The organism is Streptomyces sp. NPDC045967 (genome assembly GCF_056430495.1).
Map to the genome: position 1 here is coordinate 38,926 of NZ_JBWKLE010000028.1, position 14,388 is coordinate 53,313.

Consider the following 14,388-nt stretch of genomic DNA (forward strand, 5'->3'; position numbering starts at 1 on the left):
GGTTGGCAAGGTTGCCAATTCAACTTCACCCCCGTTGCCCGCCGGGCTTCACCTCTCAGGCATAACGAGCTATGCGGAAAAGGATCCTCGCTGGTGCGCGATGTAGTGCCCAATGATTCAGTGCGCGACAGACTGCGTGAGATTGTGGCGTCTGTCCTTGAAATGGAAAAGGCGGACATCGAGTCCGATGCCCTGTTCTACGAGGATCTCGGCGTCGACTCCCTGGAGAAGGTCGGAATCGTGGCATCGATCGAGAGCGAGTTCGGCGTCTCCCTGCTCCCCGAGGAGGCGGCGGCCGTCATCAGCGTCGATGCCGCGGTGAACGTGCTCGGTGACCGGGCTACGCCCCCCAGCGGCGTCGACCTGATCGGCCACCTGGTGGCCTGTCATGTCTCCCTCGGCCACGGCGACCGGGTCGCCTACCTCGACCCCGACGCCGGAGAGGTCACGTATGCGGGCCTCCTGGAGGCCGCACACGGATACGCCGGCGCACTGCGGGCGGTGGGCGTGCGCGAGGGTGCCCGGGGCCTCCTCGTCGCGGACGACTCCGTCGCGACCGTCGTCGCCGTCCTCGGCCTGTGGTGGCATGGCTGTGTGCCCGTGGTGATCAGCCCTGTCCTCACCGACGACGAGGTCCGGTACATCGCCGACGACTGCGCCGCCGAGGTCGTGCACCTGGACGCGGCCCCGAAGCGGCAACTCGCCTTGGAGGAGCTGTTCGCGGGGAAGACCCGGTTCTCCGGAGCCGACGTCCGTGTCGGTCTGGCGACGGCGGATCCGGGCCCCGCCCGGCTCCCCGAGCATGCCAGCTCCCCGACTGCGTGGAGCGCGGGGCGCGAGGCGCTCGTCCAGTACACCTCCGGAAGCACCGGCATGCCCAAGGGAGTCCGTCATTCGGCGGGCGCCCTCGCGGCCATGGCCGATGGCATCGGCACGGTGCTCGCTCTCACCCCCGAGGACACCGTGCTCTCCAGCGCCCGGATGTCCTTCGGCTACGGCTTCGGCAGCTCCTTCCTGTGCCCGCTGACGGCCGGCGCTCGCGTCGTGCTCATCCGCGGCACCGTCGATGTCCACTCGCTCGTCGCCGCGATGCGGCGCCACCGCCCCACCGTGCTGTTCTCGGTTCCCCGCCTGTACGCCGCGCTGCTCGGCGCCGCCGAGACGGCCGCTGACGCCGTCGACGCGGTACGGCTGTGCGTGGCGGCGGGCGAGAACCTGCCGGCCTCGCTCGGCGAGCGGATTCGCACCACCTTCGACGCCGAGCTGCTCAACGGGCTCGGCGCCACAGAGGTGCTCTACATCGTCGTTGGCACGCCGCCGGGGCGAAATCTGCCGGGGACCTTCGGGATTCCGGTGCCCGCCGTCACCGCGACCGTCCGTGCCGCGGACGGCACCCCGGTCGCCGACGGAGAAGAGGGACGGCTGCACATCGTGGGCCCGACGGTCGCCCTCGGCTACATAGGCCGGCTCGAGGCCGCGGCGGTCACCTTCGCCGACGGCGGCGTCTACACCGGGGACGTGGTGCGCCGCACGCCGGACGGGACGTTCACCCATCTCTGCCGTGCCGACGACCTGCTCAATCTCGGTGGCTACAAGGTCGTTCCGAGCGAGATCGAGAGCGCGGTCCGCGCCGCGGAGGGCGTCCAGGACTGCGTGGTCGTCGGCAGCCGGGACGCCGACGGCCTGGAGCAGGCCGTGCTGTACCTCGTCGCCCGGCCCGGCGCCGACGAGGCCGTGGTGCGGCGCTCCGTGATGGCCTCGATCCGCGGCGGTCTCGCCGCCTACAAGCGGCCTGCCCGGCTGGAGTTCCTGGACAGGCTCCCGACCACGTCGACCGGCAAGCTGGCCGCCTTCGAGCTGAGGAAGCAGGCTGCACAACTGTGACCTGGGATATTACGGGTATGGGAGCCGTCGCCAACATCGGCGGCAACCCCCAAGAGATATTTGCCGCGCTCTGCGCCGGCCGAGAAAGCCGCACACCCCTGAAGGCATTCGACCCCGACAAGTATCGAGCCGCGTATGCCTACGAGATCGAGGACCGGCCCGAGGGCGGCGGCGACGTGCCCCGGCGTGCCACCCGCTGGCTAGCCACGGCGGTGCGCCAGGCGCTCGCCGACGCTGGCCTCGGCGAGGACCTGTCGCGGGTGCCGGTGCTGGTCGGGACCACCATGCGCGAGCAGCGCAGCGTCGAGCTGTGGTGGCGTGACGATGCGGAAGTGGGCCTTGGGGACCTGCACTTCGGCACCTCCCTGAAGGAGGCTTTCGGGGCGAGCACCACGTACACCTTCGCCAACGCTTGCTCCGCCTCGCTCTACGCGCTGGGCATGGCCACTGACATGATCGAACTCGGCATGGCCGACACGGTCGTCGTCGCCGGCACCGACGCGGCGACGGAGAGCGCCTTCGGCACGCTCGACCGGGTGCAGAACGACACCCCCGAGGCGCTGCGCCCGTTCGACACCTCGCACAAGGGCATGCTGATGGGCGAGGGCGCGGTCGCCATCGTCGTCCAGCGCGCCGGCACCGGCACCGGCACCGTGCACGCCCGGGTGCGCGGTGTGTCCATGAACTGTGACGCTCACCATGCCACCGCGCCCGACCCCGACGGGATCACCCTGGCGGTGCGGGACGCGTATCGCAGGGCCGGGGTGCGGGCCGAGGACATCGACCTGGTGATGCTGCACGGCAGCGGCACGCCCCGGAACGACCTGACGGAATCGAGTGTCCTGAGCCAGGTCTTCGAGGGGGCGGGAGCCGGCCCGCTGATGACCGCGATCAAGGCGATGACCGGCCACACCCTGGGCGGTTCGGGACTGCTCAGCCTGGTGATGGCGGTGCTCGCCATGAAGGAGGGCGTGGTGCCGCCGGTCCTGGGGCTCACCGATCCGATTCCCGAGGCCGCCGGCCTGCGCCTGGTGCGGGGCCAGGCCGCCGTCGGCGACCTGGCCATTGCTCAGATCGACGCGTTCGGCTTCGGCGGAATCAACGCCGTGGCGATTGTGGAGGCAGCCAGATGAGTGCGACGAGCACGATACGTGTGACGGGCACGGGTGCCCGGGAGGTCGTAGTCACCGGCGTCGGACTGACGCTGCCCGGCGTCGCGACGTACGGCGACCTGCTCGGTCCCCTGCCCGGCGAGGGCGGGTTCGACCCGGCCACCGGGCTCGGTGGCCGTGAGATGCGCAACAAGGACCGGGCATCCCGACTCGCCCTGCGGGCGGCCGAGTTCGCCCTCCACGACGCGGGACTGACCGATGCCGACGCGACGTTCCTGGGCGTGGCCGACGAGACCGCCGTCGTTGTCAGCACCAACCTGGGCAACGTAGACAGCGTCTGCGAGTCCACCGACACCATCGCCAGGGCCGGTGTCATGGGTCTCAGCCCGTTGGGCCTGCCGCAGACGTCGAGCAATGTCATCGCCGGCTGGGTGGCCATCCGCTACGGACTGCGCGGTCCGAACCTCACCGTGTGCAACGGCGCCACGAGCGGTCTGGACGCCCTGTCCTGGGCCCGGAACCTGATCGCGGCCGGGCGCGCCGAGGCGGCCGTCGTGGTCGGCGTCGAACCGGCCAACGACGTGGTGACGAAACTCCTCGGAGAACAGACCATCGACGCGGCGGTCGCGATCGTGCTCGAACCGGTGACGACCGCCGCGTCCCGTGGCGCACGGCCGCGCGCCGCGATCGGCGGGTACGCCCGCGCCGAGGACGTAGCCACGGCACTGACCGCCGCCGGTGTGACCGAGGAGACGTCCCCTGGGCTCTGGCTGGGCGACGGGCAGGAGGCCGAGCTTGCCGACCTGCTCAGCGACACGCGCCGGATCGGACTGGAGTCCCGGCTCGGCCCGCTGTCCGGGGCCTTGGGCGTCCTGCAGTGCGCCGCCGCAGCGGCCCATCTGGAGAGCGGCGCCGCCGGAAGCGTGCTCGCCACTGCAGGAGGACCCGGCCACGACGCGGCCGCCGCTCTGCTGCTGACCCCTGTCAGCTCCTGACCATCCGACTACATCTCCCCACGAACCAACGAAAGGATCACCCATGATCACCGCAATCGTGAACATCGAGGATCTCCGCGCCCTGATAGCCGGTGCCCTGGATACCGAACCGGAGGAGGTCACCAACGAGGCGCACTTCACCGACGAGCTCGAAATCGACTCGCTGATGCTGTTGGAGATCTCGACCCGCGTCGAGAACGCGTACGGCGTCCCGGTGGACGACGTGGTCATCAGCGGCGTCCAGACCCTCGTTGAGCTGCACGCCTTCCTCGCCTCCAAGCTCGCCGGCGAGCCGTCCGCATGAGCGACCACCCGACGGCCGGCCGCCCCGTCGCACTCGTCTCGGGCGGCTCCCGGGGCATCGGGCGCGCGATCGTGACCCGGCTCGCCCAGGATGGCTACGACATCGCGTTCTGCTACCACTCGCGCTCGGACGCCGCCGAGGAGACCGCCGAGGCGGCTGCCAAGCACGGCGCGCGCACCTTCGCTCGCCGGGTCGACATCGCCGACGCCGAGGCGACCCGACGGTTCACGGCCGAAACCGAGGCCAATCTCGGGCCGCTAGACGCGGTAGTGACCGCCGCGGGCATCACCCGGGACCGGCCGCTGGCCATCATGGACGACTCCCAGTGGCAGGACGTCATCCGCACCAACCTCGACGGCACGTTCCACGTCTGCCGTGCCGCCATCCAGTCGCTGATCAAGCGCCGGACCGGTTCGATCGTCACCCTGTCGTCGATCGCCGGCGTGTACGGCGGCGTGGGGCAGACCAATTACTCCGCCTCCAAGGCGGGCATCATCGGTTTCACCCGCGCCCTCGCCAAGGAGTACGGAAAGTTCGGCGTGCGGGCGAACTCGGTGGCACCGGGCTTCATCGACACCGACATGACCTCGGCGGTGCCGGAGGCGGCCAGGAAGAAGTACTTGGGCCAGATCCCGCTGGGCCGCTTCGGCGCCCCGGAGGACGTGGCCGACCTGGTGTCGTTCCTCGTCTCGGACCGTTCCGGCTACATCACCGGCCAGGTCCTGGGCATCGACGGCGGACTCACGATTTGAGGAAGCGCTGACATGAAACATGTGGAACCCGAGGTCTTCCTCGTGGCAAGCCCCCGCATCGATTACCCGGCGATGGCCGAGTACCTGCGCGAGGTCGGCGGCGAGAGCTGGCTGCAGCGCCTCGACAGCGGCTCGCTCGACGACCATCTCAACGACCCGCAGAATCTGGCGGAGTTCGCAGGCCGTGCCTGCTACCGCTCGTGGGAGCCGGGTCTCAACCCCAACGTGGTCCGCATCCGCACCGACCAAGAGCAGTACCTAGGCAACATCCTGGCCAGCGCGCACGGTTCGGTCCTCGAGCACGTCAGCTTCACCTTCGTGCTCCACAACGTGAGCCGGGTACTGACGCACGAACTGGTCCGCCACCGGGCCGGTGTCGCCGTTTCCCAGGAGTCGCTGCGTTTCGTACGCCTCCAAGAACTGCCGTTCTGGTTCCCGGAGTGGGCGCGGCAGGACCCCGAGCTGATGGGCCGAGCCGCCGAGATGCTGGAACGGATGGAGGACTTCCAGCACTGGATGGCCGAGCACTTCCAACTGGACTCCGAAGGAGTGCCGTTCGGCGAGAAGAAGCACAAGACGTCCTTCATGCGCAGGTTCGCCCCCGACGGTGTGGCCACCGGGCTCGTCTGGACCGCGAACGTGCGCGCTCTGCGGCACATGATCGAGGCTCGCACCGCACCGGGCGCCGAGGAGGAGATCCGCATCGTGTTCGACCGGATCGGGCAACTCATGCGGCAGCAGGCCTCGGCGCTGTTCTCGGACTACGACGTCGAGGACGGGGCCTGGATCCCGAAGTGGCGCAAGGTCTGACCCGGCCTCGTCGCGCGCACTCTTCCGAACCAGTACGTAAGCCGGCCCGGCGTGTCCGCCAGGACCGTCGGGCCCGGCACAGAAAGCGAGTATCCCATTGTCTGTTTCCAGCGCCCTGGCGCCGTCAGACGTCTCCGGTGCCGGATCCGCCACGCCGGAGGAGATCCTGGCGCGCGCCAAGGCCGCCGCGCCGGTGCTGGCGGCCCGCGCCGAGGAGATCGAGGAGGCCCGGCGCCTCCCCGACGACATCGTCCGACTGCTGCGTTCGACCGGTGTTTTCGGCATGGCCTACCCCGCTTCGTGGGGAGGCCCGGTCCTCACCCCGGTCCAGCAAACCGAGGTGATCGAGGCGCTGGCGACCGGTGACGCCTCCGCCGCGTGGTGTGCCATGGTCGGCATGGACAGCGGTCTGTTCGCCGGCTTCATGGCCGAGCCTGCCGCCCGCGAACTCTTCCCCGACCTCGACATGATCACGGCCGGGGCAATCCCTCCGAAGGGCCGGGCCGACCGGGTCCCCGGCGGCTACCGCGTCAACGGTGACTGGCAGTTCGGCAGCGGCATCACCCACTGCGACCGGGTCATCGCCGGCGTGCTCGTGTACCGGGACGGCGAGCCGGAGCCGAACCCGCTGCCGGTCGGCGGTCGCGCACACTGGCGGATCATCGTCGCCCGACCGGAACAGTTCGAGATCTCCGACACCTGGTACACGACAGGACTCGCGGGCAGCGGCAGCCGGGACTACCGGGCCAAGGACCTGTTCGTCCCTGAGGAGCACACCTTCAGCTTCGCCAACCCGGTGGTGCCGAGCCCGGCCGCCACCCCCGACTCGATCCTGCGGACCATGCCCGGCGTCCCCCTCGGCCTCGCCCGTGCCGCCCTCGATCACGTACGGGAGATGGCGAAGAAGCGCGTCGACCGTCCGACCCGTCAGCCCTGGCCGCAGAACTACCGGGTGCAGATGGCAATCGCCCAGTGCGAGGCGGACTTGCTCGTCGCGCGGCACGCCGTCTACGGCACGCTGCGCCATCAGTGGGAACTGCTGAAGGCCGGGGCGGAGATCGGTCCCGACGAGCAGGTCGCCGTGGCGCTCGCCCGGGTCAACGCCTTCCGCGCGGCGCGGACCATCGTGTCCACGCTGTTCGACCTGGTCACCACGGCCGCGATCTACAAGCCCTCGCCGCTCGACCGCTGGCTGCGCGACCTCAACGCGATGTGCCAGCACGCCACGGTGCAGGACCAGATCCTGCAGTCAGCCGGCGCGATCCTGCTGGGCGGCAAGCCGCAGAACCCCATCGCCCTCGGGCTCCCGGAGTAGCGGGGCCGAGGGCCCGGCGCCCGGCCGGCCGGCGGCCGCGCGTACGCAGTTCATCGTGACAGCGCCCCTGCCCGGGGCCGAGACGCCAGTCAAGGGAGTACGTTCCACGTGGAGACGTCCGAGTATCTGACCGACGGTGGGGTACGGGTCGTGCGCACCGCCACGCCGGTGGACCCGGACCGCGAGTGTGAGCTCTTCCGCGGGCTCGTGACAGCCGTCGGGAACCGCCGTGGCGGAGTGCTGAGTTCAGGGGTGGAGTTCCCCGGGCGGTACAGCCGCTGGCACATGGCCTACGTCGACCCGTGCATGGAGTTCACCTCGCGCGGGCTGCGGCTGACCGCCCAGGCCCTAAACGACCGGGGCCGCGTCCTGCTGTCGGTCGTGGCCGCTGCCCTGGAGAGCGCGGGCACTGTCACGCTCGGCGACGGGACCGCCGAGGTGACGGTCCTCGCCGACGACCGGGTGGCCGCCGAGGAGGACCGCACCCGCCGTCCCACGGTGTTCACCGCCTTGCGCGCGGTGACGTCGGCGCTGCACTCCAACGACCCGTATCTCGGGCTGTACGGCGCCTTCGGCTACGACCTCGTGCAGCAGTTCGAGCACATCGAGGTCGCCCGGGAACGGGTGGCCGACCAGCGCGACATGGTGCTGCATCTGGCCGACGAGATGATCATCGTGGACCGCCAGCGGGAGACCTGCGCCCGGCTCTCGTACGACTTCGTCGTCGACGGCGTCTCCACGGCTGGCCTGCCCCGCACCACCGAACCCACTCCCGCCCCGGCCTCGCGGGAACTTCCCGACCAGCCCGTGCCCGGCGTCTACGCCCAGCTCGTGCGCGACGCCAAGGAGAAGTTCCGGTGCGGCGACCTCTTCGAGGTCGTCCCCAGCCACGAGATGTACGAGCGGTGCGACTCCGCCGTCGCCGCCTACGACAGACTGCGCCGCCGCAATCCGGCACCGTACGAGTTCCTCTTCAACCTGGGCGACTGCGAGTATCTGGTGGGCGCCTCCCCCGAGATGTTCGTACGGGTCCGCGGCCACCGGGTCGAGACCTGCCCCATCTCTGGGACGGTCGCCCGTGGCTCGGACGCGCTGGAGGACGCGGAGAACATCCGGGAGCTGCTCAACTCGACCAAGGACGAGTCCGAGCTGACCATGTGCACCGACGTGGACCGCAACGACAAGGCACGGATCTGCGTACCCGGATCCGTCAAGGTCATCGGACGGCGGCAGATCGAGCTGTACTCGCGCCTCATCCACACCGTCGACCACGTCGAGGGCCGACTGCGTCCCGGATACGACGCCTTCGACGCCTTCCTCACCCACATGTGGGCGGTCACCGTGACCGGCGCGCCGAAGAGCTGGGCCATGCAGTTCATCGAGGACCATGAGGAGTCCCCGCGCAGGTGGTACGGCGGCGCGGTCGGGTTCGTCGGCTTCGACGGCTCGATGAACACCGGGCTCACCATCCGCACCGCGCAGATCCGCGACGGCGTGGCCACCGTACGGGCCGGGGCGACCCTGCTGTACGACTCGGACCCCGACGCCGAGGAACGCGAGACCCACCTCAAGGCCCGCGCCCTGCGGGAAGCCCTCACCGGGCCCCAGGCCGGGGCCGCGGAGACCCCGAAGCCGGAGCCGGGCAGCGGGGCGAAGGTCCTGCTGGTCGACCACGAGGATTCCTTCGTGCACACGCTCGCGGACTACTTCCGCTGCGCGGGCGCCGAGGTGACGACGCTGCGGCACGGCTTCCCGTACGCGATGCTCGACGAGATCCGGCCCGACCTCGTAGTGCTTTCACCCGGACCCGGCCGCCCCAAGGACTTCGCCTGCGCGGACCTGCTCGACGCGGTGTACGCACGGGACATTCCGGTGTTCGGCGTGTGCCTGGGACTGCAGGCCATGGTCGAGCACGGCGGCGGCGAACTCGCCCAGCTGGCCACCCCGGTGCACGGCAAACCCGGCCGGGTCACCGTCCTGGGCGGCGCCCTGTTCGAGGGACTGCCCGCCGAGTTCACGGCCGCGCGCTACCACTCCCTGTACACGAGGCCGGAACTAGTCGGCCCCTTCGAGGTCACCGCGCAGACCGGTGAGGTCGTCATGGCCATCGAGGACCGCGTGAACCGCCGCTTCGCGGTGCAGTTCCACCCGGAATCGATCCTCACCGCCTCCAACGGCGCCGGCCACCGAATCATCGGCAACGTGCTGAAGCTCGGCGGCACGCGCCACACGCGGAACGGCGGGCCGGCGGCGGGTCCGATCGACCAGCCCGCCACCGCACACGCCGTATCGACAAAGTGAGAGAACCCATGCAGCAGCACACCGTGAAGGTCGTCGGTATCGGGGGATCGCCCCGGCCGCACTCCACTGCGGAGCGGGCGCTTCGCACGGTATTGAGGGAGGCGCGACGCCTCGGCGCGGAAACCAGCCTGATCGGCGGATCCGAGCTGATGCTCCCGCTCTACGACCCGCGCGAGGAGATCCGGTCACCGCAGGCGCTGTGCCTGATCGCCGAGATCGCCTCGGCGGACGGCGTCGTCATCGCCAGTCCGGCCTACCACGGCACCATCTCCGGCCTGGTAAAGAACGCCCTCGACTACCTTGAGGAGCTGCGCGGCGACGCCCGGCCCTACCTGAGCGACCGTGCCGTCGGCCTCCTGGCGGTGGGACAGGGATGGCAGGGCGCGGTCTCCACGCTGGGGACGCTGCGCACGGTCACCCACGCCCTGCGCGGCTGGCCCACTCCGCTCGGGGTTGCCGTCAACAGCGAGGCGGCGACCTTCGATGCGGACGGTGGCTGCGACCACCCCCACACCCAGGATCAGTTGACGGCCATGGCCGTGCAGGTAGTGGAATTCGCGCGCCTGCGCCAGGCCGGCGCACCCGTCCCGGCGGAGGAGCTCGCGGTAGGCGCCGGAAGGGCGGCAGGGTGACGACGTGGGGCCACGATCGGGCCGTGCGCGGCGGCGTGCGCCCAGTGACGACCGGACCGGTCATCCGCCCGAAGCCGCTGGACGACCCGGCGGTCCGCCTGTTCATGTTCCACCACGCCGGCGGCTCGCATCTCCTCTACCGGGGCTGGGCGGCGTACTTCCCCGAGGACTGGGAGCTCTGTCTCCTCGAGGCCCCCGGCCGGGGACAGCTGCAGATGCTGCCGCTGATCGACGACTGCGATCAACTGGTCGACTACTTCCACGACGCCCTCGCCCCGTGGCTCGACCGACCTTTCGGATTCTTCGGCCACAGCATGGGCTCGCTCATCGCCTATCAGCTTACCCGCCGCCTCGTCCGCGGCGGCGGCCCGCGCCCCGACTGGCTGGGCGTGTCCGCGTACGGCGCCCCGCGGGGTGAAGCTGGCGCCGACGGCCGCCGCCATCTGATGTCCGACGACGAACTGCGCGACTGGCTGCGGAACGCGGGCGGCAGCCCCCCGCAGCTGCTCGACAACGATGCTATCTGGCGCAAGTTCGGCCCGGTGTTCCGCGGCGACTTCAAGCTCGTGGACACCTGGGCTCCGCCCCGGGACCCTGAACCGCTGCCCGTTCCGCTCTCCGTCTTCGGGGGCCGCGGCGACACCCTCATCGACGAGGGTCGGCTGCTGGCCTGGCGGGCGTTGACGTGGGACTTCCGCGGGCTCGAGATGTACGAGGGCGACCACTTCTATCTGACGGACTACAGGCGGCCCCTCGCCGCCGCCATCACGGCGGCGATGCATGCTGCCGCTCCGATTCGCTGACGCTCTACACGCCTACCACTTAGAGAAGGTGAGCCAGAATGTCCAAGGCAGTGGACAGCACCCTTGAGGAGCGTTACCTCCACGTCACCCGACTGGACCAGGCCATTATCGCCCTGGTCAAGGAGCGCACCGACCTGTGCCGGGAGCTGGTCTCGCAGCGTCGCGCCATCGGAGGTCCCGCCATCGAACTCTCCTGGGAGAACGAGGTACTGCACCGCTACCACCGGGAACTCGGCCCCACCGGAACCTCTCTGGGGATGCGTCTTACGGAACTCGGGCGACGGGGCTGATCCATCGCTCAAGGAGCCCGTTGTCGGCGTCGTGACGAGACTCGCGCACGGCGTCCGGCCCGCCTGTCTGCCCGCATCAGTCGTTCCGTGGGAAGTTGCCCGGAGGATGTCGCAATCACGGCTCAGCCGCTCGCCGTCGCCCTGCCCGCGATACAGGGCACTGAAGTCGAACGGGGCGCGCGCATCGGCGCTCCCTCAGCGGCTCCACGGGCGCTGATGCCCACGACCGGCGCCGCAGGGCGGGAGGAGACTGGCACATGCAGGCCCTGCGGCACCTGTTCAACCGGATGCTCGGCCAGCTTCACCACTGTCTGCAGACCCGCACTCCCTTCGACGAGGCGGGGGCCTTTCCTCTCGGGGCAGTGCCGCTGCCCACCCAGGCGGTGTCGGACATCTGATCGACTACGCTCCTGGCGGTGACCAGTGAGTACCCGTACGCAGACCGCTTTCTCGGCGACTTCAGGGAACTGAAGCATGGGAGTCCCCAAGGTCCCTCCCTGATTGCTGCCGTGCGCAGTGAAGGCGACCCGCATGAGGAGGACGTCGTGCGATACCTGCGTGCTGGCAGCGTGATCGCCGCGACTGGGGCAGCCGTTTACGACTTCCTCAGTCCGACCAACGAGCTCATCGATCGGCTTCACCTCCTTACCGACGGTGAATGGTTCTGGCACACCGACCTTGCTCACTACGTCGACCGGTACCACGTTCCCGTCGATGAGCGATTCGTCGCTCACGCACGCCACCGTGGATGGGTGCCTCCGCAGCTGAGTGACGACCGGCTCGTGCAGATCGCGGACACCTTCTTCCCTGAAGACGAGGCATGAGATGCCATCCGGCGCCATCACGGCAGAGCCGAACTTGACGGCTTAGCTGCATGAAGTTTTCTCCGCGATAGCCGGAGGAAGAGGTCCGTCCCGTGTCCGGGGGCCGGCGGCGCCGCAGGGGTACATGTACCGGGATGGCTCGTGAACGGATCCGGTGGACCCTTGTCGTGGACCGCGCTAGGGAGATCGTGGATGGGTACGCGCCGCTGAAGGTCACCCTGCGGCAGGTAATGTGCCGGCTCTCCGCCGAGGGCGTGCTGCCGCACACGCCGCCGATGTACCGCCGGCTGTCCGCGCAGTTGGCTCAGGCCCGGCGCGAGGACCGCTTCCCCGACCTGATCGATTCACGTCCCGCTGACCTGGCCGAGCGCGGACGCCTTCGTGCGCGAACAACGTGCACATCTCCCGCGTCGGCCGCCTACCGCGGTTGACGCTCTCAGCGAGGTCGGCCCTCTTGCCTTCCAGGCTCGGCCGCGGGGTGTGATGGCTTCATGGGTCGGGCCTTGCCTCGGGAGCTGGGGTGGGGGGCAGGGCGCCGGGGTTGAGGTGGGTGACCAGGCGGTAGAGGAGGCGGTGGACCGTAGCTTGTTCCTGGGGTTCAAGGACGGCTAGAGCCTCTTGGTTGACCTGCCGGACGAGGGTGCTGGCTTGCGTGAGCAGGCTCGAGCCGTCGGGGGTGATGTGAAGGCACAGGACGCGGCGGTTGGTGGGGTGGGCCGAGCGCGTGATCAGGCCGCGTTCGGTGAGGCTGCTCACGGCGGAGCCCATGGACTGAGCGGTGATGCCGGCGTGACGGGCGGCGTCGGCGCTGGAGATGCCCGGTTGGCGATCGGCGTGCTGGAGGGCGTTGTACTGCGCGAGGGTGAGCTCGAGCGTGCGCAGCTCTCTCTCAAGGCGGGAGCCCATGGCCTGAGCGAAGTGCCAGGCCAGGTAGCCGGTGTGGATGGGCTTCTCGTTCACATGGGGCCCCGACTTGTAAGGCAGCTTATGTTTTACTGCTGCGGTTATCAGGCAGCTTACAACTTTTGGACGGTCTCCCTTCATGCCAGTCCCGACCCCGCTCCACCCCGACGCACTGCGCTTTCAAGCGCGGACCATGGAGAAGGCGTGCCGCGAGCTCCACGACTGCCTTGGCTTGGTCCTCCACCTCGTCTACGGCGATTGGGGGGAAGCGCCGCTGGAAGGGTGGAATTCGTCACTGCAACATCTTTCGGGGAACCCTTCCGCACGCACGCATCTCGACGCAGAGCGCCGAGATGCGTGTGTCCCCCGGAACAGCATTCCGGGGGACACATGATGTTGGGTTAGTACTGCAACGGTGTTTGCCGTGACGGTTGGGCAGGTCGGTCGTTGGCCAGTTCATGGGTGGGGAACTTGCTGATGCCCGGTCGTGGGCTGGTGAATTGAAGTCCTTGCATGAGCAGTTCGTGCACCGTTTCTCCAGGTCGGAGCCGCGTGAGTCGGCTCTTGCCTATATGCGGGGGCTGATAGCTCCGCTGGAGCGGAAGAACGGCTGGACGCTGGCGGAGGAGGCCGGGCATGGCGGCCCGGACCGGATCCACCGGCTGCTGAACCGGATCGACTGGAACGCGGACGAGGTCCTGGACGACGTGCGGGAGTACGTCATCGAGCACCTCGGCGATCCGGATGCGGTGCTGATCGTGGACGACACCGGGTTTCTGAAGAAGGGTGTCCGCTCGGCCGGGGTCCAGCGCCAGTACTCCGGAACCGCCGGCCGGACGGAGAACTCCCAGATCGGGGTGTTCCTCGGCTATGCCGGCGGTCGTGGCCGCACTCTGATCGACCGCCGCCTCTATCTACCCACGTCATGGACGGATGACCGCGACCGGTGCCGGGCCGCCGGCATCGACGACACGGTCGCCTTCGAGACGAAAGTGGTAATCGCCAAGGCCATGGTCCGCCGGGCGATCGCGGAGAAGATTCCGTTCCGGTGGGTGACCGCGGATGCCGCCTACGGCTTCTCCAAAGGCTGGCGCACTGAGCTGGAGCGGGCGGATGTTTTTCACGTCATGGCCACCACTCGGCACGACACGGTCGTCACCCGCTGGGCCATGGACCACCCCGTTCACGATCTGTTTCCCGGGCTGCCGCGGCAGAAGTGGAAGCGCCGTTCCTGCGGCAACGGCGCCCACGGCCCGAGGGTCTACGACTGGGCCAGGGTCGAAGTCCGGCCCTGGCACCGCGAAGACCGCCGCCACTGGGTGATCGCCCGCCGAAGTGTCCGCCGGCCCGAGGAGATCTCCTACTACATCGCCTACTGCCCGGCCGAAACCACACTCGACGAGCTGATCCGCATCGCCGGCAGCCGGTGGGCGGTCGAGGAATGCTTCCAGAGCGCAAAGCAG

The 14,388-nt window shown here is 69.4% G+C and carries 15 protein-coding genes and 1 pseudogene; 15 read left to right on the plus strand and 1 reads right to left on the minus strand.

Features of this window, described 5'->3' with window-relative positions; genetic code table 11:
- Positions 1-120 precede the first annotated feature (120 nt).
- The 14 genes and pseudogenes from AC07FY_RS31450 to AC07FY_RS31515 all read left to right on the plus strand — a co-directional run bounded on the left by AC07FY_RS31450 (position 121) and on the right by AC07FY_RS31515 (position 12,453).
- A complete protein-coding gene (locus AC07FY_RS31450) occupies positions 121-1,884 on the plus strand; it encodes an AMP-binding protein (protein ID WP_479013340.1) in 1,764 nt (587 codons plus the stop codon).
- Positions 1,881-3,017 carry a beta-ketoacyl synthase N-terminal-like domain-containing protein gene (locus AC07FY_RS31455; protein ID WP_479013343.1) on the plus strand — a complete coding sequence of 379 codons (1,137 nt, stop codon included), beginning with the start codon at positions 1,881-1,883 and terminating at the stop codon, positions 3,015-3,017. Before AC07FY_RS31450 ends, AC07FY_RS31455 begins: the two co-directional genes overlap by 4 nt.
- Positions 3,014-3,991, plus strand: coding sequence for a beta-ketoacyl synthase N-terminal-like domain-containing protein (locus tag AC07FY_RS31460; RefSeq protein WP_479013346.1), 978 nt, complete (start codon positions 3,014-3,016; stop codon positions 3,989-3,991). The genes AC07FY_RS31455 and AC07FY_RS31460 overlap by 4 nt, the downstream gene beginning before the upstream one ends.
- 43 nt (positions 3,992-4,034) lie before the next feature.
- Positions 4,035-4,295 carry an acyl carrier protein gene (locus AC07FY_RS31465; RefSeq protein WP_479013349.1) on the plus strand — a complete coding sequence of 87 codons (261 nt, stop codon included), beginning with the start codon at positions 4,035-4,037 and terminating at the stop codon, positions 4,293-4,295.
- A complete protein-coding gene (gene fabG / locus AC07FY_RS31470) occupies positions 4,292-5,047 on the plus strand; it encodes a 3-oxoacyl-[acyl-carrier-protein] reductase (protein WP_479013352.1) in 756 nt (251 codons plus the stop codon). Before AC07FY_RS31465 ends, fabG begins: the two co-directional genes overlap by 4 nt.
- 12 nt (positions 5,048-5,059) lie before the next feature.
- A complete protein-coding gene (gene thyX / locus AC07FY_RS31475; protein ID WP_479013355.1) occupies positions 5,060-5,857 on the plus strand; it encodes an FAD-dependent thymidylate synthase in 798 nt (265 codons plus the stop codon).
- A 97-nt stretch (positions 5,858-5,954) separates the two neighbouring features.
- A complete protein-coding gene (locus AC07FY_RS31480; RefSeq protein ID WP_479013358.1) occupies positions 5,955-7,172 on the plus strand; it encodes an acyl-CoA dehydrogenase family protein in 1,218 nt (405 codons plus the stop codon).
- A gap of 108 nt (positions 7,173-7,280) precedes the next feature.
- Positions 7,281-9,473 (plus strand): anthranilate synthase component I, encoded by a 2,193-nt coding sequence (locus AC07FY_RS31485; protein WP_479013361.1) that lies wholly within the window; start codon positions 7,281-7,283, stop codon positions 9,471-9,473.
- Between the two features lie 8 nt (positions 9,474-9,481).
- A complete protein-coding gene (locus AC07FY_RS31490) occupies positions 9,482-10,105 on the plus strand; it encodes an NADPH-dependent FMN reductase (protein WP_479013364.1) in 624 nt (207 codons plus the stop codon).
- A gap of 44 nt (positions 10,106-10,149) precedes the next feature.
- Complete coding sequence (locus AC07FY_RS31495) at positions 10,150-10,908, plus strand: thioesterase II family protein (protein WP_479013367.1); 759 nt, start codon at positions 10,150-10,152, stop codon at positions 10,906-10,908.
- 38 nt (positions 10,909-10,946) lie between these two features.
- Positions 10,947-11,198 (plus strand): chorismate mutase family protein, encoded by a 252-nt coding sequence (locus tag AC07FY_RS31500; RefSeq protein ID WP_479013370.1) that lies wholly within the window; start codon positions 10,947-10,949, stop codon positions 11,196-11,198.
- 191 nt (positions 11,199-11,389) lie between these two features.
- Positions 11,390-11,596 (plus strand): annotated as a pseudogene (locus tag AC07FY_RS31505) (IS110 family transposase); the annotation flags it as partial.
- An 18-nt stretch (positions 11,597-11,614) separates the two neighbouring features.
- Positions 11,615-12,022 (plus strand): hypothetical protein, encoded by a 408-nt coding sequence (locus AC07FY_RS31510; RefSeq protein ID WP_479013373.1) that lies wholly within the window; start codon positions 11,615-11,617, stop codon positions 12,020-12,022.
- A 188-nt stretch (positions 12,023-12,210) separates the two neighbouring features.
- Entirely contained in the window at positions 12,211-12,453 is a 243-nt protein-coding gene (locus AC07FY_RS31515) for a hypothetical protein (RefSeq protein WP_479013376.1), read from the plus strand.
- 58 nt (positions 12,454-12,511) lie between these two features.
- Here AC07FY_RS31515 and AC07FY_RS31520 read toward each other — a convergent pair whose 3' ends face one another.
- A complete protein-coding gene (locus AC07FY_RS31520; protein WP_479013379.1) occupies positions 12,512-12,982 on the minus strand; it encodes a MarR family winged helix-turn-helix transcriptional regulator in 471 nt (156 codons plus the stop codon).
- A gap of 401 nt (positions 12,983-13,383) precedes the next feature.
- On the opposite strand from AC07FY_RS31520, the gene AC07FY_RS31525 reads away from it, so the two are divergent.
- The coding region (locus AC07FY_RS31525) for an IS701 family transposase (RefSeq protein WP_479013382.1) at positions 13,384-14,388 on the plus strand (1,005 nt) is incomplete at its 3' end.